The sequence below is a fragment of the Citrobacter amalonaticus genome (assembly GCF_002918555.1).
Taxonomy (GTDB): domain Bacteria; phylum Pseudomonadota; class Gammaproteobacteria; order Enterobacterales; family Enterobacteriaceae; genus Citrobacter_C; species Citrobacter_C amalonaticus_A.
This window is the reverse complement of record NZ_PQMB01000003.1, coordinates 269,693-294,149: the sequence shown is the minus strand read 5'-3', so window position 1 is coordinate 294,149 and position 24,457 is coordinate 269,693. Positions and strand designations below refer to the sequence as shown.

The window sequence follows — 24,457 nt, the reverse complement described above, 5'->3', positions numbered from 1 at the left end:
CCTTTTATTGATGACAGATTATGCGTCATTCGCTAAAGTTTCCGGTCAATTCAGGCGTTTTGTCGAAGACCATCGTTAGGTTTGTTTTGCTCGGGAGAAGTATGTCAGGATCCAATTCACCAATCAGCCGCCGTCGTTTACTGCAAGGGGCAGGCGCCATGTGGCTATTGAGCGTAAGCCAGGTCAGCCTGGCTGCGGTCAGTCAGGTCGTTGCGGTTCGTATTTGGCCTGCATCCAGCTACACCCGTGTGACGGTGGAATCGAATCATCAGTTAAAATACAAGCAGTTTGCCCTGAGCAATCCTGAACGCGTGGTCGTGGATATTGAAGGTGTGAACCTGAATTCGGTACTCAAAGGGATCGGGACGCAGATCCGCGCTGATGACCCTTTCATCAAGTCGGCGCGGGTCGGACAGTTTGATCCGCAAACCGTGCGCATGGTGTTTGAACTGAAGCAGAACGTAAAGCCGCAGCTGTTTGCCCTTGCGCCCGTGGCAGGCTTCAGGGAACGCCTGGTGATGGATCTCTATCCAGCCAACGCGCAGGACGTGCAGGATCCGCTGCTGGCGCTGCTTGAAGATTACAACAAAGGCGATCTGGACAAGCAGGTACCCCCAGCGCAGAGTGGGCCGCAGCCGGGTAAAGCCGGACGCGATCGTCCCATTGTGATCATGCTCGATCCTGGGCACGGTGGGGAAGACTCCGGCGCGGTCGGGAAATACAAGACCCGTGAAAAAGATGTGGTGCTACAGATTGCCCGCCGTCTGCGTGCCTTGATTGAGAAAGAGGGCAACATGAAGGTCTACATGACGCGCAATGAAGATATCTTCATTCCGCTGAAGGTACGCGTAGCGAAAGCCCAGAAGCAGCGTGCGGACCTTTTTGTTTCGATTCACGCCGATGCGTTTACCAGTCGCCAGCCCCGGGGGTCGTCGGTGTTTGCGCTCTCGACCAAAGGGGCGACCAGTACCGCTGCGAAGTATCTGGCGCAGACCCAGAATGCCTCGGACCTCATCGGCGGCGTCAGCAAAAGCGGCGATCGCTATGTCGATCACACAATGTTCGATATGGTGCAGTCGCTGACCATTGCTGACAGCCTGAAGTTTGGTAAAGCCGTGCTTAACAAACTCGGAAAGGTGAATAATCTGCATAAGAATCAGGTCGAGCAGGCTGGTTTTGCGGTACTGAAAGCACCAGATATTCCCTCTATCCTCGTGGAAACGGCCTTTATCAGTAATATTGAAGAGGAGCGCAAGCTCAAAACGGCGACCTTCCAGCAGGAGGTGGCGGAGTCAATTCTGGCGGGGATTAAAGCGTACTTTGCCGATGGGGCGACGCTGGCGAGAAGGGGATAATAAAAAAGCGCTGAAAGGCGCTTTTTTACGGACTGCAGAAACAAAAAAACACCCGTTAAGGTGTTTAATATTGGTTGCGGGGGCCGGATTTGAACCGACGACCTTCGGGTTATGAGCCCGACGAGCTACCAGGCTGCTCCACCCCGCGTCACCGTACTGCTTGTACTTCATCAAATTTTAATTGGTTGCGGGGGCCGGATTTGAACCGACGACCTTCGGGTTATGAGCCCGACGAGCTACCAGGCTGCTCCACCCCGCGTCACCGTACTGCTTTGTACTTCATCAAATTTTAATTGGTTGCGGGGGCCGGATTTGAACCGACGACCTTCGGGTTATGAGCCCGACGAGCTACCAGGCTGCTCCACCCCGCGTCCGTGGATGCGCACTATACTCTGCTAACATTTTCATGCAACCCTTTTTTCATCCAGATCACGAAATCAGGATGAAAGTGTGCAAAAACAAAACACTTTGGTACGTTTTTTGTGCGAGATTTGCTTCAGGAGGCCTCTGCGCATTTCATTAGGTTCGGGGGTTTGTTATCTTCGTTGCGCATGATTTACAGCTAAAAGACGAGAGCTCATGAAAGGACGTTGGGTAAATTACCTTCTTATGGGGGCGGTGGTTGCAATGCTTGCCGCCTGTACCTCAAAACCAACCGATCGCGGACAGCAGTATAAAGATGGGAAATTTACCCAGCCTTTCTCACTGGTGAACCAGCCAGATGCCGTAGGCGCGCCAATTAACGCCGGAGATTTTGCCGAGCAAGTCAATCAGATCCGCAGCGCTTCTCCGCGTCTGTATGGCAATCAGAGTAATATCTACAACGCTGTCCAGGAGTGGCTGCGTTCCGGTGGGGATACGCGCACAATGCGCCAGTTTGGGCTGGACGCCTGGCAGATGGAAGGGGCGGATAACTACGGCAACGTACAGTTTACCGGTTACTACACGCCTGTTATCCAGGCGCGTCATACCCGTCAGGGCGAATTCCAGTATCCTATATATCGTATGCCGCCAAAGCGTGGTCGTTTACCCTCGCGCGCGGAGATCTACTCCGGTGCGCTCAGCGACAGCTATATTCTGGCGTACAGCAACTCTCTGATGGATAACTTCATCATGGACGTACAGGGCAGCGGTTATATCGATTTTGGCGACGGCAGCCCGCTCAACTTCTTTAGCTATGCCGGTAAAAATGGTCACGCCTATCGCAGTATCGGCAAGGTGCTGATCGACCGTGGTGAAGTGAAGAAAGAAGATATGTCGATGCAGGCCATTCGTCACTGGGGCGAAACTCACAGCGAAGCGGAAGTGCGCGAGCTGCTGGAGCAGAACCCGTCGTTTGTCTTCTTTAAACCACAATCTTTTGCGCCGGTGAAGGGTGCCAGCGCGGTGCCGTTGATTGGTCGCGCCTCGGTGGCCTCTGACCGCAGCATTATCCCGGCCGGTACGACGCTGCTGGCAGAAGTGCCGCTGCTGGACGACAACGGCAAGTTTAACGGCCAGTATGAGCTGCGGCTGATGGTGGCGTTGGACGTCGGTGGGGCGATTAAAGGCCAGCACTTCGATATTTACCAGGGAATCGGTCCGGACGCCGGACACCGCGCAGGCTGGTATAACCACTACGGTCGCGTATGGGTGCTTAAGAATGCACCTGGCGCGGGTAACGTGTTTAGCGGCTGATTGTGGTATTCTGAACACCATTTCTACGGATAAGACAGGGTGAGGATAATCTCACCCTTTTTAATTCTGAGGTCGTATGTCTGTTGTAATAAGTGATGCCTGGCGTCAGCGTTTTGGCGGCACCGCGCGTCTGTATGGTGAAAAAGCGTTGCAACTGTTTGCCGATGCGCATATTTGCGTGGTCGGTATCGGCGGCGTAGGCTCCTGGGCGGCAGAAGCGTTGGCGCGTACCGGCACTGGCGCGATTACGCTCATCGATATGGATGACGTTTGCGTGACCAACACCAACCGCCAGATCCACGCGCTGCGTGACAATGTCGGGCTGGCGAAAGCGGAAGTGATGGCCGAACGTATCCGCCAGATCAATCCGGAGTGCCGGGTGACCGTGGTGGATGATTTTGTGACGCCGGATAACGTCGCGGAGTATATGAGCGTGGGTTTTTCGTATGTCATTGATGCGATTGACAGCGTGCGTCCGAAAGCGGCGCTGATAGCGTATTGTCGGCGCAATAAAATCCCGCTGGTCACCACTGGCGGGGCGGGTGGACAAATTGATCCGACCCAGATCCAGGTCGTTGATCTGGCGAAAACGATCCAGGATCCGCTGGCGGCGAAGCTGCGGGAACGACTGAAAAGCGATTTTGGCGTGGTGAAAAACAGCAAAGGTAAGCTGGGCGTGGACTGCGTGTTTTCAACGGAAGCGCTGGTTTATCCGCAGGCGGATGGCTCCGTGTGTGCGATGAAAGCGACGGCGGAAGGGCCAAAGCGGATGGATTGTGCATCCGGATTCGGCGCCGCCACGATGGTTACCGCCAGCTTTGGTTTTGTGGCGGTTTCCCATGCGCTGAAGAAAATGATGGCGAAAGCGGCGCGTCAGGCCTGAGTCTGTCGCGCTGCCAGGACGATTGCCTCGCTCAGTGCGTGTAGCCCCTGACTGCGGGACGCGCTGAGCTGCGTGCGTAAACCCAGTTCATCAAACAGTTCCAGCGGGGAGTTCTCCAGCAACTCTGCCGCGGTCTTTCCTTCCACTGCGGTGAGGAGTACCGCCAGCAGGCCGCGCACAATACGACCTTCGCTATCTCCGAAAAAGTGCATTGTGCCATTTGCCGTCAGGCTATACCCCAGCCAGACGCGGTTTTCGCATCCGGCAATCTCCTGGGCCTGGGCTTTTAGCGCCTCAGGAAGGGGAGGGAGTTGCTTACCGAGCAAAATAAGCTGACGGTATTTCTCCTCCCACTGGCTAAGTGGGAGAAAGGTATTGCGCAGCGTCTCTTCAGTTATCGTCGTGCCAAACGGGTGTCCGGCAAACATTGGGCTTGTCATTAATCCACCAGTATATCCAGCGCGCGGTCAACGGCGTTAACCAGCGCATCCACATCACTTTTTGTATTATAAGGCGCAAAAGAGGCGCGCAGGGTTCCCGTCACGCCAAGCTCAGCCAGCAGCGGCTGCGCGCAGTGCTGACCGGCACGAACGGCGATGCCATATTCCGCCAGCAGCGTAACCATATCGCTATGGTGAACGCCAATAAAATCAAATGCCAGCAGGCTGGAATCCTGACAGCGCCAGGATCGAAAGCCGGGGCGCTGCGCCAGCGCATCTTCCGCCAGGGTCGCCAGACCGCGGCTCCAGCTTTCAGCTTGTGCGATATCAATATCCTCCAGCCATTCCAGCGCCGCGCTCAGGCCAATGACTCCGGCGACGTTAGGCGTGCCAGCCTCCAGCTTCCAGGGCGCTTTTTGGGTGGTAAAGCCTTCAAAGCTGACTTCATTAATCATTTTGCCGCCGCCAAGCCAGGGAGACATGGCTTCCAGTCGCTCTGGCTTACCGTACAACACGCCTGTACCGGTAGGGCCATACAGTTTATGGGCTGAGAAGGCATAAAAGTCGATATCCAGCTGCTGCACATCGGCAGGAAAATGCACCACGCCCTGTGCGCCATCCACCATCACCACCATTCTGGCCTCATGCGCGAGGGTAACCGCGCGTGCGAGATCCGGGCAGCCGCCGGTGACGTTAGACATCTGTCCCAGTGCCAGGAGGCGGCTTCGTGGCGAGATAAGTTCCGGCAGGCGTTCAATGTCCGGCAACCGTTGGGCATTCAGCGGTAGTTTTACCACTTTTGCGCCCGTTTGCTCTGCCACCATCAGCCAGGGAACAAGGTTGGCGTGATGCTCGGCAACGCTGACGATGATCTCATCGCCCGGCTTCAGGCGGGGGCGGGCATAGCTCTGCGCCACCATATTGATAGCTTCAGTCGTACCGCGGGTCCAGACGATTGTTTGAGCATCTGGCGCGTTCAGCAGACGCGCAACTTTCTCCCGCGCCGCCTCGTAGCGTGCGGTCAGGCGTTGGGCTTCGGCAAACTGGCTACGATGGACGTTTCCGGCGCTGAGACTGTAAAACTGTCGGGTCGCCTCAATGACGGCTTGCGGCTTGAGCGCGGTGGCGGCGCTGTCGAGATAAACGCCAGCATCAGCAAGGGCGGGAAACTGTGCGCGAAACTGCGCGGGGTTGAAAGCGTTCATGGTATTCCTCAGTTCAGTGAACCGATCGTGGCGTAAAATTGGCGCTGATACAAGGTTTGTGCTAACCATCAGAATTATCTGGATATCCTGGCGAAATCCGACCAGTGTCTTATGCTGTAGAGTGTTAGGCAAATATTTTTGCCTGTTACGGAGTCCGTTTTAAATAGCATAAATCGCTTTAAGGAGAAGAAGATGAAAAAGACTGCCGCAATTATTTCCGCATGTATGCTGACTTTTGCCCTGAGTGCCTGTTCTGGTCCGAACTATGTGATGCACACTAATGACGGACGGAGCATCGTGTCTGATGGTAAGCCGCAGACTGATAATGATACCGGCATGATTTCGTATAAAGATGCTAACGGCAACAAACAGCAGATCAACCGCAGCGATGTGAAGGAGATGGTCGCTCTGGAGAAATAACAGACTATTGTAAGCAAAAAAAAAGCACCGCAATTTGGCGGTGCTACATTAATCACTATGGACAGACAGGGTAAATGTACAGGAAGTGAAAAAGGGTAGCTTCGCTACCATGGTCTGAATCGCAGACCAATTGCAAACACAACAACACAACATCACAACCGTAAGCCAAAAGCCCACCAGAACACGCATTCCGATAAAACTTTTCGTTCCGGCTCAGGAAGTGCCGCCACTATAGGTATTTGCTGGTAGAACCTCAACGGACAAATTATAATGGCTCAGATTAAAAAAACTAATAGGTTGCATGCTGTAGCCTAATTGTTAAATTCATTTAACATCAAAACCTAAAAGCCATGTCAAAACGACTTCCACCTCTGAATGCACTGCGTGTTTTTGATGCCGCCGCACGCCATTTAAGCTTCACCCGGGCAGCAGAAGAGCTTTTTGTGACGCAGGCCGCAGTAAGTCATCAAATCAAGTCACTTGAGGATTTTTTGGGGCTAAAGCTATTCCGTCGACGCAACCGTTCACTTCTTTTGACGGAAGAGGGGCAAAGCTATTTCCTCGACATCAAAGAGATTTTTTCGCAATTAACCGAAGCGACGCGTAAACTTCAGGCACGTAGTGCAAAAGGCGCACTGACAGTCAGTTTATTGCCAAGTTTTGCCATCCAATGGATGGTGCCCCGCCTTTCCAGCTTTAACGCAGCTTATCCGGGAATCGATGTCAGGATCCAGGCGGTGGACCGCCAGGAGGATAAACTGGCAGATGACGTGGACGTGGCTATTTTTTATGGTCGGGGCAACTGGCCTGGCCTGCGTGTAGAGAAATTGTATGCGGAATACTTGCTGCCGGTCTGCTCGCCTTTATTGCTGACCGGTGAAAAGCCGTTGAAATCGCCAGAGGATCTGGCAAAACACACATTACTGCATGATGCCTCGCGGCGTGACTGGCAAACCTATACGCGCCAGCTGGGGCTGAATCATATCAACGTGCAGCAGGGACCTATCTTCAGCCATAGCGCAATGGTGCTACAGGCTGCCATCCATGGACAGGGGGTTGCGCTGGCGAACAACGTGATGGCGCAATCCGAAATCGAGGCCGGGCGACTCGTCTGTCCGTTTAATGATGTACTGGTCAGTAAGAATGCTTTTTATCTGGTTTGTCATGACAGTCAGGCAGAACTGGGTAAAATAGCCGCCTTCCGCCAGTGGATTCTGGCCAAAGCGGCCACTGAACAAGAAAAATTCCGCTTTCGTTACGAACAATAATTGACTTAGGGTATGACCATGACCAGCCGTTTTATGCTGATTTTTGCCGCCATCAGCGGCTTTATCTTTGTGGCTCTGGGGGCTTTTGGGGCCCACGTCCTGAGCAAAACACTTGGGGTGGTTGAAATGGGCTGGATCCAGACCGGCCTTGAATATCAGGCGTTTCATACGCTGGCGATTTTTGGTCTGGCGGTCGCGATGCAGCGCCGTATCAGCATCTGGTTTTACTGGAGCAGCGTTTTTCTGGCGTTAGGTACCGTGCTGTTTAGCGGCAGCCTCTATTGCCTGGCGTTGTCTCATTTGCGCCTGTGGGCGTTTGTTACCCCTGTCGGCGGCGTGAGTTTCCTGGCAGGTTGGGCGCTGATGTTAATTGGCGCTATTCGTCTGAAGCGTAAGGGCGTTGGTCATGAATAAGGTTGTGTTGCTGTGTCGCCCGGGCTTTGAAAAAGAGTGTGCCGCAGAAATTACCGACAAAGCAGGTCGTCGGGAGTTATTTGGTTTTGCCCGTGTAAAAGAGAACGCGGGTTATGTCATCTACGAATGCTATCAGGCGGAAGACGCCGAAAAAATCATTACCGGGCTGCCGTTCAGTTCGCTCATTTTTGCTCGCCAGTGGTTTGTTGTCGGCGAGTTGCTTCAGCATTTACCACCCGAAGACCGCATTACCCCCATTGTGGGAATGTTGCAGGGCGTGGTGGAGAAGGGCGGCGATCTGCGCGTTGAAGTGGCCGATACGAATGAAAGCAAAGAGCTGATGAAGTTTTGCCGTAAGTTTACGGTGCCGCTGCGCGCCGCGCTGCGTGAGGCGGGTGTGCTGACCCACTACGAGACGCCGAAACGTCCGGTGGTGCATATTTTCTTTATCGCTCCTGGCTGCTGCTATACGGGTTACTCTTATACAAATAACAATTCGCCATACTATATGGGTATTCCGCGCCTGAAGTTCCCTGCGGATGCCCCCAGCCGTTCGACGCTGAAGCTGGAAGAGGCGCTGCACGTGTTTATTCCGGAAGATGAGTGGGATGAGCGTCTGGCGAACGGTATGTATGCGGTGGATCTCGGTGCCTGTCCTGGCGGCTGGACTTATCAGTTAGTGCAACGCAACATGTGGGTGTACTCCGTGGACAACGGTCCGATGGCGCAAAGCCTGATGGATACCGGACAGGTGACCTGGCTGCGTGAAGATGGCTTCAGGTATCGCCCCAGCCGTAACAACATCTCGTGGATGGTGTGCGACATGGTCGAAAAGCCTGCAAAGGTCGCCGCACTGATGGCGGAATGGCTGGTAAACGGCTGGTGCCGGGAGACGATCTTCAACCTCAAGCTGCCGATGAAAAAACGCTACGAAGAGGTGTCACAGAATCTGGCGTACATTCAGGCGCAGCTGGACGAACACGGTGTTAACGCGCAGATCCAGGCGCGTCAGTTATATCATGATCGTGAAGAGGTGACCGTGCACGTGCGTCGTCTGTGGGCGGCAGTGGGTGGACGTCGCGACGAACGTTAATTCGTCCATCACTCGTGGCCCGGGAAGTCTGGCGCTTGTCCCGGGCTACGGTTCACTGGTAGGTCGAGTCAGGCGAAGCCGTCATCGGGCAATGTGTGCTGACTGCCAGATGGCGCTACGTTTATCAGACCTGCCTCGTCCGACACAAGATGCGTCACATCATCCAGATGCCCAATCCGGGCCTCTCCCGAACGGTTAAATTTACTCTTATCGATCAGTAATAAAGATTGCGATGCGCGCTTAAGCAGAACGGATTTGAAGTCGGCGTTTATCGCATTGGAATCCCACAGCGCGCCGCTGCTGTCGATCCCCTCGCAGGAAAAAATGAACAGATCGATATCGAGTGATTTAAGCTGCGAGATGAGTGAAGGATTGACGTAGCAACCATTTTTGCGCTCAAGCAGGCCACCGGCGCTGATGAGCTGAATATGCTCACGTTTGCCCAGCGTCTGACAAACGGGATGGCTGTTGGTAAAGACGTGGATGTTGATATCCGGCAGCTGCCGCGCCAGATACCAGCAGGTGGAACTGGCATCCAACGCGATCGTCATTCCTTCTTCAATCCAGGTTAACGCTTCCCGGGCAATGTCCGCTTTGTGCGCATAATGACTTTTCAGCCGAATGTGAAAGGGATCGCCGCTGTCCTGGTTTTCCCGATGAATGTATTTGGCGCGCCCGTGGTTACGCAGGATTATGCCCTGCGCCTGGAGTTCACTGAGATCGCGGCGAATGGTCTCTTTGCTGACGCCGAGCCCGACGGACAAGGCTTTGGTCGTCAGGCTTTTCTGGTTGATCAGCAGATCGACTATCGCTTGTTGTCGCGCCGCTTTCATCTGTTCTCACCTCATCCTTCGATTTCTCCTGCCAGAATGAGATTACGGTGTTACCCCTTTTTTTAAAAGAATATTCCCGTACTTAGCGCGCTCTCCTGTGATTACGATTGCAAAGGCTTTTTGCGCCCGCTCGTAAAACGCATAGCGGTCGATACGATTGACTGGCGGGCAAGGCATCTGCACGGAAAGCGCATCGCGGTAACGGGTTTCCACGCCAGGGTCGAGAGTGTCGCCCTCTACCGCTGACATCATGACCAGCGGCGGGGCATAACTGTCGAGTTCAAACAACGGAATAATCGCTTTTAGCAAATCGCTCACTAATAAACCGTCGGCCCGAATGACCTGCGGTCCCATGCTGTGCGCCGGGAAGTGGGCATCAGAAAAAATGATTTCGTCACCATGTCCCATTTCCGCGAGTACCTTCAGCAGGTCCGGGGATATTAATGGTGAAATAGTTTTTAGCATCTTAAACGCCCTCTATAAGCTCAGGTTCGGTTTGTGGATAGAAGTAGCGATACTGATAATTCACCTGCGCTCTGGCCTGCTCCGGGCTGGCGTATTCACCGACGCCATACCAGCCAAACATCGCCGCGCCAGCAACGGTTGTTTCGGCATCGTCCAGCACCTTGACGGGAAGATTGAGCATATTGGCTTTGATCTGGTTCCAGAGCGTGTTTCGGCTACCGCCGCCGACCAGCAGCAGCTCGGTTGCGTTGAAGTGGCCGATTTTTTCCAGCGTTTGCAGATTCCGCGCAAGCTGCTCCGTCAGGCCTTCCAGCGCGGCGCGATAAAAATGACCACGGGTGGTATTGAGCGTCACCCCTTGCCAGCCTGCATTCTGACAGGTAAGCAGATCGCACTGCATCTTCACGCCCTGGGTGCCTGCAGGGATCGCCCGCGCTTCTTCAATCAGCGTTTGCCACGGCGTCTCTGCCGTCCACAGCAGTTTACGTACCCATTCGAGGACGCCCGACGCCAGCCACTGCATACCGGGGTTATACAGCCCCGCCTGGCTGTCCAGTTCGCAGGTCGACCCCGCATAGTGGCTAAGCAGCGCTGTATTCACCTCGGCGCTACGCACCATCAGAATCTCCCATGTGCCGGAAGACAGCACGGGTTCATCCTGTCCGGCACCTGCGCCAAAGAGGGCAAACTGGGTATCATGTCCGGCTGAAATCACCGGCACGCCAACGGGCAGACCCAGTAAGGTTGCGGCATCGGGTTGCAGGGTTCCCACCCGCTCGCCCGCCTCGACCAGACGCGGAAACAGGCGGCGTGGCAGGCCGGTGGCTTGTAAAATCTCAGCGCTGAAATCTCGCCGGTGGATGTCCAGCATCTGGCTGGTTCCGGCCATTGTGAGATCGGTGGTGAATTCCCCCGTCAGACGATGGCTGATCAATGATGAAATAAACAGCCAGGCGTGGGCCTGTTCCAGCCATTGCGGATGGTTTTCTTTAAGCCATATCAGCTTATACAGCGTGTTGAAACCGAACGCGCCAACGCCGGAGATCTCCTGGAGCTGCTGTGGACGCATAACGCGGCTGATGTTTTCCATTACCGCCGTGGTACGCGGGCATTTCCAGCTGATTACCGGATAGAGCAGTTTGCCGTGCTCATCGACCAGTGCGCCGTCCACGCCGAAGGTGGTCACCGTGATCCCGCGGATCCGACAGGCGGACAATTCGGTGGTCAGTTTCTGGCAGCAATCTGCGAAACGTTGCAGGATGGCGTCCAGCGACCACTGGTGCCAGGTACTGTTCTCCGCGGCAATATCGCTGGCGTTGGCCGTTGCGCTGCGGGCGACAATTTTACCCTGACGGTCAACGGCAATCGCCCGCACGTTGGTGGCGCCGCAGTCGAGAACCAGGATGACGTCTTGTTTCATAATCACTCCCGTCATACCCGTCATATTTCACGTTGCAGGTGTGTTGGCTTTGTTATCCGGCCCATCCCTGGGCCTCGCCCCTGCGGGGCCAGCGCAAGCGCTGTTCAAACGACTACGCCGTTTTGTCCTGCAACTCGAATTATTTAGGGGATGAGATCCTTTCGTTATAAAAGACGTTAGAGATCAACGCTTATACAGCGGCCCGTAGTTCTGGCAGGCGCGATAATCCTGACCTTCACTGTCCATGCCGTGTGCGGCCCAGCTGGAAGGACGATAGATTTTTGCCTCTTCCACGTTATGCATGCAGACGGGAATACGCAGCATAGAAGCGAGGGTTATAAAGTCAGCGCCGACGTGACCGGCAGTCAGCACGCCGTGGTTGGCCCCCCAGTTCGCCATCACGGACCAGACGTCCGAAAACGGGCCTTTCCCGGTAAGGCGCGGTGCAAACCAGGTTGTCGGCCAGGTTGAATTGGTTCGGGCATCAAGCCGATCGTGCATCTCTTTCGGTAATTCTACGCTCCAGCCTTCAGCGATTTGCAGTACCGGTCCCAGACCTTTAATGATATTCACACGGGTCATGGTGAACGGCACGTCGCCTTCGGTCAGGAAGCGGGAAGAGAAGCCGCCGCCACGGAAATATTCATGAATCGCCGGGCACCATTCGGTTGCCGCCAGACAGGCATCCGCCTCTTGCTGGCTGATCTCCCAGTGTGGCTTCATGGTCGGCTTGCCTTTGCCATCGCGCTGCTTACAGGCGCCGTCGAGTGCAGCAGAACCGGAGTTAATCAGGTGGATGATGCCGTGTTCGGCCAGTCCGGTAAGAGGTTTACCGGTGACGCGCTCTACCGCTTCCGGCGACCAGTAGGTTCGCACATCGGCGAACACCTGGGCTGTGCCCGTCAGCTGATGGCCCATCAGCATCGCCACGCCGTTCAGACTGTCGTTTTCGGTGGCAACCACAAAGGGCTCACGTACGCCGTTCCAGTCAAATGAGCTATTCAGAAGCGCTTCAGCAGTGTCGCCATTCGGATATTGATCGGTCCAGTGGCGCTGTCCCTGGAAACCTGCGGCAATCGCGTTATAGCCCAGTGACTCTTCGACCAGCCCTTTGTCCGCCAGCGCCTTGTTGCCCTGCATCATGTCGCGGATGCACATTGCCATCAGCAGGCTCTCTTTCAGCACTGCACGGCTCTGTTCCTCGTTACGCTTATATTGCTGCGCGTTCTGGTCTTCCCCGTAGCGAAAGTTTTTATCCGCCCACGCGAGTGCCATTTCCAGCTCGGCTTCGTCATAAATTTTCTGGTCGATGCGACGGCGCAGTTCGGTCATGTCAACTGCCTGCACCTTCATCCCCAGCCAGGATTCGAAGAAGTTGTGATCGACGATGGAACCGGCGATCCCCATCGAAACGCCGCCGACGGAGAGATAGCTTTTACCTTTCATGGTGGCAACAGCGATACCCGCCCGCGCAAAGCGCAGCAGCTTTTCTTCAACATCCGCAGGGATGAAGGTGTCATCCGCATCCTGTACGTCATGGCCGTAAATTGAGAATGCCGGAATACCTTTCTGGCTGTGCGCAGCCAGCGCCGCAGCGAGGTAAACCGCGCCTGGACGTTCAGTGCCGTTAAAGCCCCAAATGGCTTTTGGACGCAGGGGATCCATATCGATCGTTTCGCTACCGTAGCACCAGCACGGGGTGACAGTAATGGTGACGCCCACGTTCTGGCAGCTGAACTTTTCTTCGCAGGCGGCAGATTCCGCCATCCCTGCGATGCAGCTATCTGCAATCACGCACTCAATCTGCGCGCCGCAGGCGTGGCGGAGTTTTTCGCTGAGCAGGGTGGCGGTAGCTTTCGCCATATTCATAGTTTGCTGTTCCAGCGACTCGCGTACCCCCATACGACGACCGTCAATCACCGGGCGGATACCTATTTTCGGTAAGCTGATTTTTTCCATTCGAGGTTCCTCGTCTCACTTTATGCCGGGCTGCCGAAGCGGATATGAGAACCCCACTGAAGCAGTTGGCTGAATTGTTTATTTTTGCTAACTCGAGTTAGCTTAGGTATCGGCGAGTTTTTTACACAACTTTTTTGTGGTGGATATGTGAGAGACTTCACGAGAAGTGGTTAAAATTCGATCTACGTCAAATAAAACATTTCCCGTATTTAATTTAATTTTCTTTTAAATTAGATGGATACAATAAATTGCTTGTTCAGTATCACAATTTTAAACCAAATAATTTGGTTATTTTTGGTAGCTAAAATAGCTTTAAAAGGCAATCGCTAACTCGAGTTAGCAAAATTGAAACAGCATATGTGGACTTTTAAGCAGTATTCGCATTAACGGTGACGATGGCTCTCTGGCAACACTGTTTTCGCCTGATTCACTGATTACGGTTTCTGATGATTGAGGAAAGCAGCAATGTCCGAAACATTTCTACAGATGAGCCATATTACGAAACGATTTCCCGGAGTATTAGCGTTAAGTAATGTGAATTTTGCCTTACGCAAAGGTGAAATTCACGCATTGCTGGGCGAAAATGGCGCGGGAAAATCGACCCTAATGAAAATATTATCCGGTGTTTATCAACCGGATGAAGGAGATATTGTTTTTGAAGATAAACCCGTTTCATTCAGCAATCCGCTGAGTGCGCAAAACGCGGGGATCACGATTATTCACCAGGAATTTAATCTTTTTCCTGAACTCACCGTTGAAGAAAATATATTTATTGGCAGGGAGTTTTGCAAAAATAGTCGTTGGCGTCTGGATGAAAAACAGCAGCGAAAAGCGGCTATCAATATTTTGCAAAAATTAAACCTGAATATCTCGCCAGAGACTCTGGTCGCCGACCTTACCGTGGCGCAGCAGCAAATGGTTGAGATTGCAAAAGCGATATCGGTTAATGCCAAAATTTTGATTATGGATGAACCGACCGCGGCGCTGACGGAAACGGAAATCGAAAGTTTGTTTCAGGTGACCCGTTTGCTTAAAGAGCAGGGGACCGGGATCGTGTATATCTCTCATCGCCTCGAAGAGCTGGCATTGATTGCCGATCGTGCCACCGTGATGCGAGATGGGCAGTTCATTGCCACCGTTGACTATGATTCGGTAAAAATCAGCGATCTGATTGCGATGATGGTCGGACGTGATCTGGGCAATATCTATCCTCGCCGTGAGCCGTTAACCCAGCGGATACCGGTGCTGGAAGTGAGCGGTCTGACACGTAAAGGCGTGCTGAATGACATCCATTTTACCCTGCATCAGGGGGAGATTTTGGGGTTTGCCGGTCTGATGGGGGCAGGGCGTACTGAACTGGCGCGAGCCATTTTCGGTGCAGATCCGATTGATGCCGGGACGCTTAAGCTGAACGACAAAGAGACGGTGGTCAAAGATATTCCGGATGCCATCAGACAAGGTATCAGCTATTTAACGGAAGACAGGAAAAAAGAGGGGCTGGCGTTAGGGCTATCCGTTGAGCGCAATATTATGCTGGGCAATTATCCTGAGTATTCTGACCGCTATGGCAACGTGAAGACTCAACGCTGTCAGCAGACCAGCCTGGAACAGGTGAAAGCGCTGCGAATTAAAACGCCTCATCTTGAGCAGGCTGCCCTGAATTTAAGCGGTGGCAATCAGCAGAAGATCATTATTGCCCGATGGGTATGTAAGGATACCGATATTCTCATCTTTGATGAGCCAACCCGCGGGATTGATGTCGGGGCAAAGCTGGAAATTTATGAATTAATGAATCGACTCGTGGCAAAAGGGAAATCAATTATTATGATTTCGTCTGAACTTCCGGAAGTGCTGGGTATGTGCGATCGCATTTTAGTCATGCGGAATGGGCGTATTACCGGAGAATTAGCTTCTGATGACGCCACGCAAGAAAAAATCATGCAATACGCGACGTTAGAGGATTAATTTATGACTATCTCTGTAACCTCTTCAGACAGCAATAATAAGAAAATAAAAATTAATAAAGAACTGTTGATGCGCCTTGCGCCGCTTTTCAGTCTGATCATTCTGATAATATTTTTTAGTATTGGCTCACCGTTTTTCTTTAATACAGAAAACATTATGACAATCGCCCTGCAAACCTCGGTGATTGGGATTATGGCTATCGGCGTCACCTTCGTCATTATCACCTCCGGGATCGATCTTTCCCTCGGATCCGTTGTGGCCTTCTCCGGCGTGGCGGTAGGGATTTGCGGCACCCTTGGTCTGCCGCTGCCGGTTTGTATTCTGGCAGGGGTGCTGGCTGGCGGATTATGTGGGTACGTAAATGGGTTGCTGGTTACAAAAATGACGATTCCTCCCTTTATTGCCACCCTGGGCCTGATGATGTCCGTCAGAGGCATCAATATGGTGATGACCGATGGACGCGCGATTTACTTTGCAGATTATCCCACCTTCAAAATGCTGGCTCAGGGACGCCTGTTTGATGTGCTGCCCTATCCGGTCTTTTATCTGGTCGTCGTGGCCTTGATCGCCGCCTATATCCTGAAGAAAACGGTTATTGGACGCTACGTTTATGCCGTGGGCAGTAATGAAGTTGCGGCTCATCTTTCCGGGATCAAAGTTCAGCGCGTCAAAATTTTCGTCTACGCCTTCTGTGGTTTATTAACCGGGATTGCCGGGGTCATCCTGGCTTCGCGTCTGAACTCGGGCCAGCCAACGGTCGGTGTGGGCTATGAACTGGAAGCCATTGCGGCGGTCGTGATCGGTGGCACAAGCCTGATGGGGGGGATTGGTACGATCGGCGGCACCATCATTGGGGCATTCATTATGAGCGTGTTGAAAAATGGCCTGAATCTGATGGGCGTTTCCCAGTTCTGGCAAATGGTGGCAATGGGCATTGTGGTCGTGGCCGCCGTCTATCTCGACACATTACGTAAAAAGATACGTTGATTTACGCTCCCCAAAGTTGCGGGGCACCATGACCCTGACGTTTAGGGTGACTCACTCAAAACGGAGTACAACAATGAGAACCAGGCATTTTGTCTATGCGTTATCCCTGCTGGCCTGCATCACGTCCGGCGCACTGGCTAAAGATTTGAATCTTCCCGTTGTCAGTAAAGGTTTTCAACATGAATTCTGGCAAACGGTAAAAATGGGCACAGAAGCGGCGGCGAAAGAGTTGGGTGATAAAACCAGCTATGTCGGCCCGGCGGACGAAACCCAAATTGCCGAGCAGATTCAGTTGGTTGAAAACGTCATGGCGCAAAAGCCCAACGGACTGCTGCTGGCGGCGTTAGACGCCAATGCGCTCGCACCGCTGGTGGAAACGGCCAATTCGCGCGGCATTAAGGTGGTGACGTTTGATTCTGGGGTAAATTCCGATATCCCGGCCAGCTTTGTGGCAACCAATAACCGTAAAGCAGGTGCGGAAGCGGCAGATGCGCTTGCCGCACAGGTCAACAATAAAGGGAAAGTCGGTATTATCGCCCACGTGGCGGGCACCTCTTCTGCGATTGAACGCTCGGAAGGGTTTATGGCGCGGATGAAGGAAAAATATCCGGATATTCAGGTTCTGCCGGTTCAGTACAGCGATGGCGATCCGCAAAAGGCGATGGATAAAACGATCGATATGATTCAGGCGAACCCTGATATCGCGGGGATCTATGGCACGAACGAAGGATCAACGCTTGGCGTCGCCAACGCTATCGATAGCCAAAACCTGAAGGGGAAGGTCAAGGTGATTGGCTTTGACAGCACGGAGGCCATTATTGCCTTCCTGAAATCCGGTGTAATACAGGGTTTTGTGGTACAGGATGCTTACCAGATTGGCTACCAGGGGATTAAAGCGCTGAATGCGGCGGTGTCTGGTCAGTCTGTGCCAAAAGAGATCGACATTCCGGTGAAATACGTTAATGCGCAGAACATTAATACGCCGGAGATAGAGAAATTATTACATCCGTTTGGTAAGAAGTAAGGGCGTTGGGGCGAAGATCTCGCCCCTCGTTTTCAACCCGCAGAGCATGGACCGATTTCACCTCGCCATCCTCACGTATTACGTGTATGCCGGTGGTTCAGGCTCTATGGCAAATCCGGCGCGACTGGAATTTTTCGCCCGCAAGTATCAGGTCTGCCTTACGTTGTGGGATCAACAACACGCGGTTAACCAACTGATGTAGTAAGACAAATGTTTAAAATACTTTTATGATTGTGAATTGACGTTTGGATGTGGATTGGGGCACATAAATGGCTAAAACAGTTGAACAGATAGCCAGCGATCTGAACTTATCGGTTACGACCGTGAGACTGGTGTTAAATGGGAAAGCTGAACAGTACCGAATCAGTGTTAAAACCCAAACTCGCATTAAGGAGTACGTTGAGCGGTATGGCTATATCATTAACCATTCGGCCCGTAGCCTGAAGCTGAATAAAACGGATACGCTGGGCCTGATTGTGCCCAATATTTCCAACGTCTTTTTTGCCACGCTGGCGGAGAAACTCGAACAACGCTGTCGTCGTTCCGGTTATCAGTTAACGATTAGCTGCACCTATGATGATGTTGATTATGAGAATAAATTAACGAAGGCGTTAATTGCCCGCAATGTCGATGGTCTTTTTATTGTTCCCTCAACATTAGAAAATCAACAGCATCATTTGCGTCAGGTCAGAAAACCGATGGTATTACTTGACCGTGATTTTAAGTATACCGACAACGCTCTGGTGGAAAGTCATAATATCTTAGGCGGTGAGCAGCTTACGCAAAGTATGTTTAATGCCGGAAAATCGCCGATTTGGTTTTTAGTGGGAGATACCGGACTGCCAAGTATCGGGGATCGTCTGAGTGGGTATCTTAATACGTTAACTAAAGAAGGGATTACGCATCGGGACTGGGTGATTGAAGGACCGGATAATACGCCCGAAGGGGGATACCGCCTCATGGAGAAACTGCTCAACGAGCAGGGCTGCCCGCAGGCGTTTATTGCCTCTTCATTGCCTGTGCTGGAAGGGGCCGTTATTGCCATTCGCAATCGTTATGGCGCTATCCCGCCAGAGATCAATATTGGCACATTCGATGAACACCCCATGCTGGGGTTTCTGGCAAATAACGTCTGGTCAATGCAGCAGGATGAAAATCTTTGGGCTGAAAAAGCATTCGATATGATGATGAGTGCAATTGAAGATCGGCCAATTAAAGAGACAGTAAAAGTTGAGATGAAATTAATTAAGCGTGTAAGACAAAAATAACACGCACGTTAATTCGTTATACTCGAATTATTTAGAGTATAGATAAATCAGTTAGCCGAATCTGAATAAATACATTCAGCGGCTACCCATATCTGAAACCTGACCCGTCTTATGCTGCGATTGCTATTTTCGCAATGAAAGACGAGGGGAAACTGTACCCGGAGAATAATTATGGAAAGAATGCGTTTGTCGCGAGAAATCATTGAAACCTGTCTTGAAATGACCAGCCTGGGGCTGAACCAGGGAACGGCAGGCAATGTGAGTGCACGTTATGAGAATGGAATGCTGATCACCCCCAGCGGCATTCCTTACGAAAGACTGACTGAAAATATGATCGTGTATGTTGATAATGATGGAAAGTACGACGAGCGGCAGTTGCCTTCCAGCGAATGGCGCTTCCACCTGGCGGCCTACCAGGCCCGACCCGATGCCAATGCGGTCGTTCATAACCATGCCGTGCATTGTACGGCCGTGTCGATCCTCAATCGTCCTATCCCGGCAATTCACTATATGATCGCGGCCGCAGGAGGAAATTCCGTTCCCTGCGCCCCGTATGCCACGTTTGGCACGCAGGCATTGTCAGAAATTGTTGCGGTAGCCCTCAAAAATCGCAAAGCAACGTTGCTCCAGCATCATGGGCTGATAGCCTGTGAAGTTAATTTAGAAAAAGCGCTGTGGCTGGCGCATGAAGTGGAAGTGCTGGCGCAGCTGTATCTGAGTACGCTGGCAATCACCGACCCGGTGCCGATTCTGGATGATGATGAAATTGCTGTAGTACTGGAAAAATTCAAAACCTATGGATTACGCATTGAAGCGTAATTTCGCAACCGAAAAAGGAGATGGACGATGGCGAACAGAATGATTCTGAACGAAACGGCGTGGTTTGGCCGGGGGGCAGTGGAGGCATTAACCGATGAGGTTAAGCGTCGTGGTTATAGTAAGGCATTGATCGTCACTGATAAAACGCTGGTGGAGTTCGGTGTGGTCGCGAAAGTGACCGATAAGATGGATGCGGCGGGTCTGGCGTGGGAGATTTATTCCGGCGTGATCCCCAACCCGACGATCGGCGTGGTGAAAGAGGGGCTAAGCGTATTCCAGCAAAGCGGGGCGGATTATCTCATTGCCATTGGCGGCGGCTCTCCGCAGGATACCTGTAAAGCGATTGGCATTATCAGCAATAACCCGGAGTTTGCGGATGTACGCAGTCTGGAAGGACTGTCACCCACCCATACACCCAGCGTGCCGGTGATGGCCATTCCGACCACGGCAGGCACGGCGGCGGAAGTGACCATTAACTATGTGATCACCGACGAAGAAAAACGACGTAAGTTTGTTTGCGTCGATCCGCATGACATCCCGCAGGTGGCCTTTATTGATGCGGATATGATGGACGGAATGCCGCCCGCGCTGAAAGCGGCGACCGGCGTTGATGCGCTGACCCATGCGATTGAAGGTTATATCACTCGCGGCGCGTGGGCGTTGACGGACGCATTACATATCAAAGCAATCGAGATTATCGCTGGCGCCTTGCGCGGTTCGGTTGCCGGTGAACGTGATGCCGGAGAAGCGATGGCGCTGGGGCAATATGTCGCCGGGATGGGATTTTCCAACGTCGGGCTTGGGCTGGTTCATGGCATGGCGCATCCGCTGGGCGCGTTTTACAACACTCCACACGGCGTCGCGAATGCTATTCTGCTACCGCATATTATGCGCTACAACGCCGAATATACCGGCGAGAAGTTCCGCGACATTGCCCGCGCGATGGGCGAGAAAGTGGAAGCGCTGAGTCTTGAAGAGGCACGTAGTGCCGCTGTGGAGGCGGTATTTGCACTCAACCGCGATGTGGGTATTCCGCTACACCTGCGGGATGTCGGCGTGCGTAAGGAAGATATTCCGGCGCTGGCGCAGGCGGCATTTGACGATGTCTGTACCGGTGGCAACCCACGAGAAGCCAGTATTGCCGATATTGTCGAGCTGTATAATACGGCCTGGTAATTTAGCCCGGTGACTGCCGGATGGCGCAGCGCCATCCGGCAACACAACTATCGCGTCAGCCGCAGCTGCTGCAAGTTTCCGTCGATATGCAAATCCGTTTGCAGACGCGCGATATCGCGACAGAGAAACGCCATCTCTTTATGCGCTTCCAGCTTTTTGCGCCACTTTTCCGGGACGTCGTCCAGATGCGCATAAATCCCTTCCAGCGTCTGAAACTGAGTTAACAGCTGAGTCGCGCTTTTGGGGCCAATACCGGCCACGCCGGGCACCTTCGAACTGCTGATTCCCGCCAGCCCCCAGTAGTCCGGTAGCTGCTGTGGCAGAACGCCAAACTCTTTTTCGATAAATGGCGCATCCAGCCAGCGCTTCTGGAAATAATCGCGGATACGCAGCGCAGGAGAGAGTAACTGGCAATAGCCTTTATCCGTGGAAACGATGGTTGCCTGATGACCTGCCTGCGTCACTTTGACGGCCAGCGTGGCGGCCAAATCATCGGCTTCATTCCCGCTCGACACCCAGCACTGGACGCCGCGCTGTTCAAAGGCGGTACGCAGGGCGGGCATCTCATTATGTAGCTCATCAGGCATTGGCGGGCGACCCGCTTTGTAATCAGGGAGACGTTGGTGACGCCAGCCGCTGTTACGCGCTTCATCATCAAACACCGCCACGGCATGGGTGGGCTGGCTGTGGACAATCAATTGATCGAGCGCGTGCTGGCAGGTTTCCACGCAGGGAGATCCCTGAACGGCATGGATACGACGAATCAGATTCAGTGCATCGACGATGAGCAGATGGACAGCCACGGTGTTCTCCCTTATCAATCAGCGCCCAGGATAACATTCACGGCGGGGAGAGGCTAATAGTTGGAAGCAAAACGGGAAGAGGCCCCGCAAAAGAGGCCTCTTCGAGGAAGATTAATCGCAGGTGATAATCTTCATTGCCAGGCCGCCACGAGAGGTTTCGCGGTACTTGGCGTTCATGTCTTTACCGGTTTCGTACATGGTTTCGATCACCTTATCAAGACATACGCGCGGTTCGCTGGTACGGCGCAGCGCCATACGCGCGGCGTTGACCGCTTTGACCGAAGCGATAGCGTTACGCTCAATGCAAGGAACCTGTACCTGTCCGGCAACGGGATCGCAGGTCAGACCGAGGTTATGCTCCATGCCGATTTCTGCGGCAATGCACACCTGCATCGGGCTGCCGCCCAGCAGTTCAGCCAGACCCGCAGCGGCCATTGAGCACGCTACGCCGACTTCCCCCTGACAGCCCACTTCCGCACCGGAAATAGAGGCGTTCATCTTGTACAGGGAGCCGATTGCGCTGGCAACCAACATATAGCGAGCCAGTGAGTTGGCGTTCACTTCGCGGATAAACTTGTCGTAGTAAGCCAGTACTGCCGGAACGATACCGCATGCGCCGTTGGTTGGCGCCGTCACCACGCGCCCACCCGCGGCGTTCTCTTCGTTTACCGCCAGGGCGAACATGTTGATCCAGTCCACGACCGCCATCGGATCGGTGGTGGTTTTATCGCTACTTACCAGCATACGACGCAGCGCTGCCGCACGACGCGGAACGCGCAGTTTGCCCGGCAATACGCCTTCGGTGGTGATCCCACGCTCAATGCCGCCACGCATCACTTCCCAGACGTTGGCAAAGTGCTGTTCCAGCTCTTCTTTGCTGTGCAGCGCCAGCTCGTTTTGCATCATCAGGCCGGAAAGCGACAGGCCGGTTTCCTGGCAGTGTTTCTGCAAATCGGCTGCCGATTTGTACGGATACGGTACGTTAAGCGGCGTGCTGTTTGTCTGACCGAAATGGGCTTCATCGACGATGAACCCACCGCCAATAGAGTAGTAAGTTTGGCTGTAGAGGACGTTATCGCCCGCCAGCGCGGTTATGCGCATCCCGTTCTCATGCAGAGACAGGTTGTCAGCATGGAAATTCATGCACTTATCGACCGGGAACTCGACCTCATGCTGCCCGTTCGCCAGCAGCAGGCGTCCGTGGGTGTTCACATCCTGAATAAAGGACGGAATCGCATCAATGTCGACGGTATCCGGCAAATTACCCGCCAGACCCATAATTATGGCGATGTCGGTGTGGTGGCCTTTGCCTGTCAGGGACAGAGAACCATAAACATCCACCACAACACGGGTTACGTCAGTCAGAATATTGCGGGCAATCAGATCGTCCGTGAATTGCTTGCCTGCTTTCATTGGTCCCACGGTGTGAGAACTGGAAGGGCCAATGCCGATTTTGAAAATATCGAATACGCTAATCATAGGGCATCCATTGCGGTTATATCAGAGAGAAGCGCCGCCGGAAGCGGCGCTACAGAACTTAGCTGAACAGGGAGTAGAAAATTGCGGAGATGGCAATCAGACCCATAATCACAACGAAGACGTTGCTGATATGGCCGCTGTACTTACGCATTGCCGGTACTTTATGGATAGCGTACATCGGCATCAGGAACAGAATCATCGCGATGATCGGACCGCCCAGGGTTTCAATCATGCCCAGAATGCTCGGGTTCAGCGTGGCAACAATCCAGGTGGTTACCAGCATGAACAGCGCAGTGATTTTGTTCAGCTTACTAATTTCGATCGATTTACCTTTGCCACGCAGGGATTTGATAACCATCCCGTTGAAGCCTTCACGGGCGCCCAGATAGTGGCCGAGGAAGGATTTGGTGATAGCAATAATCGCAATGATCGGTGCCATCCAGGCAATAACCGGTGCGTTAAAGTGGTTTGCAAGGTAAGAGAGAATCGAGATGTTTTGCTCTTTTGCCGCCGCCAGGTCTGCCGGAGTCAGGCTCAGTACACAGCTGAAGACGAAGAACATTACGGTCAGCACCATCATGATGTGAGCGAATGCCAGGATTTTAGAGCACTTCTTCTCTGCTGCTTCGCCGTACTCTTCACGTTTCGCAACGGCGAAGGAGGAGATGATCGGTGAGTGGTTGAAGGAGAAGACCATAACCGGAATCGCCAGCCACAGCGTCATCCACAGACCATTGCCAGTAGAGGCAGCGGAATCAAAAGAAAGGGTTTCCAGCGCCGCGCCGCTCCACTGTGGGATCAGGTACAGAGCCAGCAGCATCAGGGCTGCAACGAACGGGAATACCAGGATACTCATCGCCTTAACGATCATTTGCTCGCCGAAGCGGACAATCGTCATCATGCCGACAATCAGGATCAGGGAAAGAATCGCACGCGGTGGCGGAGTGATTGCCAGCTGGTGCGTCAGGAAGCTTTCCACGGTGTTGGTGATCGCCACGCTGTAAACCAGCAGGATCGGGTAGATAGCGAAGAAGTAGAGCAGGGTAATCAGCTTACCCGCGCCGATCCCAAAGTGTTCTTCAACCACTTCGGTGATGTCCTCGCCCGGGTTTTTACCGGACAGCACGAAGCGGGTCAGACCGCGGTGTGCGAAGAAGGTCATCGGGAACGCGATAATTGCCATGATGATCAGCGGTATCATACCGCCGACGCCGGCGTTGATTGGCAGGAACAGTACGCCCGCACCGATAGCCGTGCCGTAAAGGCCCAGCATCCACATGGTGTCTGTCTTGCGCCATGCACTTCGAGAGTCAATCGAAGCAATAGTGCTGGTTTGAGTGGTTTCCATCTGTTTCTCCTGGAGGAAGCTAAAAATCAGGTTTCTGGTCGAATCCAATGAAAAAGTACCTGACGGTAAAAGGAAATTCTTACAGTGGCGATTTTTATATAATTTTTCGCCGTAATAATTTGCGGGCGGAAAGATACAGTTTACTAATGAATGTAT

Annotated in this window: 22 protein-coding genes and 3 tRNA genes; 13 read left to right on the top strand and 12 right to left on the bottom strand. The window is 53.1% G+C overall.

Annotated features, from left to right (window positions below; genetic code table 11):
* The first annotated feature begins 101 nt into the window (after window positions 1-101).
* Window positions 102-1,355 (top strand): N-acetylmuramoyl-L-alanine amidase AmiC, encoded by a 1,254-nt coding sequence (gene amiC / locus C3432_RS13950; protein ID WP_103777205.1) that lies wholly within the window; start codon window positions 102-104, stop codon window positions 1,353-1,355.
* A 71-nt stretch (window positions 1,356-1,426) separates the two neighbouring features.
* Here amiC and C3432_RS13945 read toward each other — a convergent pair.
* From C3432_RS13945 to C3432_RS13935, 3 genes are all read right to left on the bottom strand, one after another.
* Window positions 1,427-1,503, bottom strand: a tRNA-Met gene (locus C3432_RS13945).
* 34 nt (window positions 1,504-1,537) lie between these two features.
* A tRNA-Met gene (locus C3432_RS13940) sits at window positions 1,538-1,614 on the bottom strand.
* Between the two features lie 35 nt (window positions 1,615-1,649).
* Window positions 1,650-1,726, bottom strand: a tRNA-Met gene (locus tag C3432_RS13935).
* Window positions 1,727-1,934: 208 nt separating this feature from the next.
* Between C3432_RS13935 and mltA the strand changes: the two genes are divergently transcribed.
* A complete protein-coding gene (gene mltA, locus C3432_RS13930; RefSeq protein WP_103777204.1) occupies window positions 1,935-3,032 on the top strand; it encodes a murein transglycosylase A in 1,098 nt (365 codons plus the stop codon).
* Between the two features lie 76 nt (window positions 3,033-3,108).
* Entirely contained in the window at window positions 3,109-3,915 is an 807-nt protein-coding gene (gene tcdA / locus C3432_RS13925) for a tRNA cyclic N6-threonylcarbamoyladenosine(37) synthase TcdA (protein ID WP_103777203.1), read from the top strand.
* Here tcdA and csdE read toward each other — a convergent pair.
* Window positions 3,906-4,355 carry a cysteine desulfurase sulfur acceptor subunit CsdE gene (gene csdE / locus C3432_RS13920; RefSeq protein WP_103777202.1) on the bottom strand — a complete coding sequence of 150 codons (450 nt, stop codon included), beginning with the start codon at window positions 4,353-4,355 and terminating at the stop codon, window positions 3,906-3,908. The two genes, tcdA and csdE, sit on opposite strands and share 10 nt — an antisense overlap.
* Window positions 4,355-5,560 (bottom strand): cysteine desulfurase CsdA, encoded by a 1,206-nt coding sequence (gene csdA, locus C3432_RS13915; RefSeq protein WP_103777201.1) that lies wholly within the window; start codon window positions 5,558-5,560, stop codon window positions 4,355-4,357. Before csdA ends, csdE begins: the two co-directional genes overlap by 1 nt.
* A 192-nt stretch (window positions 5,561-5,752) precedes the next feature.
* On the opposite strand from csdA, the gene C3432_RS13910 reads away from it, so the two are divergent.
* The 4 genes from C3432_RS13910 to rlmM all read left to right on the top strand — a co-directional run bounded on the left by C3432_RS13910 (window position 5,753) and on the right by rlmM (window position 8,755).
* The gene (locus tag C3432_RS13910) at window positions 5,753-5,980 is read left to right on the top strand and encodes a YgdI/YgdR family lipoprotein (protein WP_103777200.1); all 228 of its coding nucleotides are present in this window, start codon (window positions 5,753-5,755) and stop codon (window positions 5,978-5,980) included.
* Window positions 5,981-6,330: 350 nt separating this feature from the next.
* Window positions 6,331-7,248 (top strand): glycine cleavage system transcriptional regulator GcvA, encoded by a 918-nt coding sequence (gcvA, locus tag C3432_RS13905; RefSeq protein ID WP_103777199.1) that lies wholly within the window; start codon window positions 6,331-6,333, stop codon window positions 7,246-7,248.
* Window positions 7,249-7,266: 18 nt separating this feature from the next.
* Complete coding sequence (locus C3432_RS13900) at window positions 7,267-7,662, top strand: DUF423 domain-containing protein (RefSeq protein ID WP_103777198.1); 396 nt, start codon at window positions 7,267-7,269, stop codon at window positions 7,660-7,662.
* On the top strand, window positions 7,655-8,755 hold the full coding sequence (rlmM, locus tag C3432_RS13895) for a 23S rRNA (cytidine(2498)-2'-O)-methyltransferase RlmM (protein ID WP_103777197.1): 1,101 nt from the start codon (window positions 7,655-7,657) through the stop codon (window positions 8,753-8,755). Before C3432_RS13900 ends, rlmM begins: the two co-directional genes overlap by 8 nt.
* Window positions 8,756-8,823: 68 nt before the next feature.
* Here rlmM and fucR read toward each other — a convergent pair whose 3' ends face one another.
* The 4 genes from fucR to fucI all read right to left on the bottom strand — a co-directional run bounded on the left by fucR (window position 8,824) and on the right by fucI (window position 13,432).
* Window positions 8,824-9,588, bottom strand: a complete 765-nt coding sequence (fucR, locus tag C3432_RS13890; RefSeq protein WP_103777196.1) for an L-fucose operon activator — start codon at window positions 9,586-9,588, stop codon at window positions 8,824-8,826.
* 42 nt (window positions 9,589-9,630) lie between these two features.
* Entirely contained in the window at window positions 9,631-10,053 is a 423-nt protein-coding gene (fucU, locus tag C3432_RS13885; RefSeq protein WP_103777195.1) for an L-fucose mutarotase, read from the bottom strand.
* Between the two features lies 1 nt (window position 10,054).
* Window positions 10,055-11,473 carry an L-fuculokinase gene (gene fucK, locus C3432_RS13880; protein ID WP_103777868.1) on the bottom strand — a complete coding sequence of 473 codons (1,419 nt, stop codon included), beginning with the start codon at window positions 11,471-11,473 and terminating at the stop codon, window positions 10,055-10,057.
* Between the two features lie 183 nt (window positions 11,474-11,656).
* On the bottom strand, window positions 11,657-13,432 hold the full coding sequence (gene fucI / locus C3432_RS13875; RefSeq protein WP_103777194.1) for an L-fucose isomerase: 1,776 nt from the start codon (window positions 13,430-13,432) through the stop codon (window positions 11,657-11,659).
* A gap of 465 nt (window positions 13,433-13,897) precedes the next feature.
* On the opposite strand from fucI, the gene C3432_RS13870 reads away from it, so the two are divergent.
* The 6 genes from C3432_RS13870 (at window position 13,898) to fucO (ending at window position 20,671) form a co-directional block, all read left to right on the top strand.
* Window positions 13,898-15,397, top strand: coding sequence for a sugar ABC transporter ATP-binding protein (locus tag C3432_RS13870; protein ID WP_103777193.1), 1,500 nt, complete (start codon window positions 13,898-13,900; stop codon window positions 15,395-15,397).
* A gap of 3 nt (window positions 15,398-15,400) precedes the next feature.
* Window positions 15,401-16,384 (top strand): ABC transporter permease, encoded by a 984-nt coding sequence (locus C3432_RS13865; RefSeq protein ID WP_103777192.1) that lies wholly within the window; start codon window positions 15,401-15,403, stop codon window positions 16,382-16,384.
* A gap of 73 nt (window positions 16,385-16,457) precedes the next feature.
* Entirely contained in the window at window positions 16,458-17,408 is a 951-nt protein-coding gene (locus C3432_RS13860; RefSeq protein ID WP_103777191.1) for an ABC transporter substrate-binding protein, read from the top strand.
* Between the two features lie 269 nt (window positions 17,409-17,677).
* On the top strand, window positions 17,678-18,676 hold the full coding sequence (locus C3432_RS13850) for a LacI family DNA-binding transcriptional regulator (RefSeq protein ID WP_103777189.1): 999 nt from the start codon (window positions 17,678-17,680) through the stop codon (window positions 18,674-18,676).
* A 171-nt stretch (window positions 18,677-18,847) separates the two neighbouring features.
* Window positions 18,848-19,495: an L-fuculose-phosphate aldolase gene (gene fucA / locus C3432_RS13845; RefSeq protein WP_103777188.1), complete on the top strand. Its 648-nt coding sequence runs from the start codon at window positions 18,848-18,850 to the stop codon at window positions 19,493-19,495.
* Between the two features lie 27 nt (window positions 19,496-19,522).
* Window positions 19,523-20,671, top strand: a complete 1,149-nt coding sequence (gene fucO / locus C3432_RS13840; RefSeq protein ID WP_103777187.1) for a lactaldehyde reductase — start codon at window positions 19,523-19,525, stop codon at window positions 20,669-20,671.
* 47 nt (window positions 20,672-20,718) lie between these two features.
* Here fucO and xni read toward each other — a convergent pair whose 3' ends face one another.
* From xni to sdaC, 3 genes are all read right to left on the bottom strand, one after another.
* Window positions 20,719-21,474, bottom strand: a complete 756-nt coding sequence (xni, locus tag C3432_RS13835; RefSeq protein ID WP_103777186.1) for a flap endonuclease Xni — start codon at window positions 21,472-21,474, stop codon at window positions 20,719-20,721.
* A 111-nt stretch (window positions 21,475-21,585) separates the two neighbouring features.
* Entirely contained in the window at window positions 21,586-22,953 is a 1,368-nt protein-coding gene (gene sdaB, locus C3432_RS13830) for an L-serine ammonia-lyase II (protein WP_103777185.1), read from the bottom strand.
* Between the two features lie 58 nt (window positions 22,954-23,011).
* Window positions 23,012-24,301, bottom strand: coding sequence for an HAAAP family serine/threonine permease SdaC (sdaC, locus tag C3432_RS13825; protein ID WP_103777184.1), 1,290 nt, complete (start codon window positions 24,299-24,301; stop codon window positions 23,012-23,014).
* Window positions 24,302-24,457: the final 156 nt, after the last annotated feature.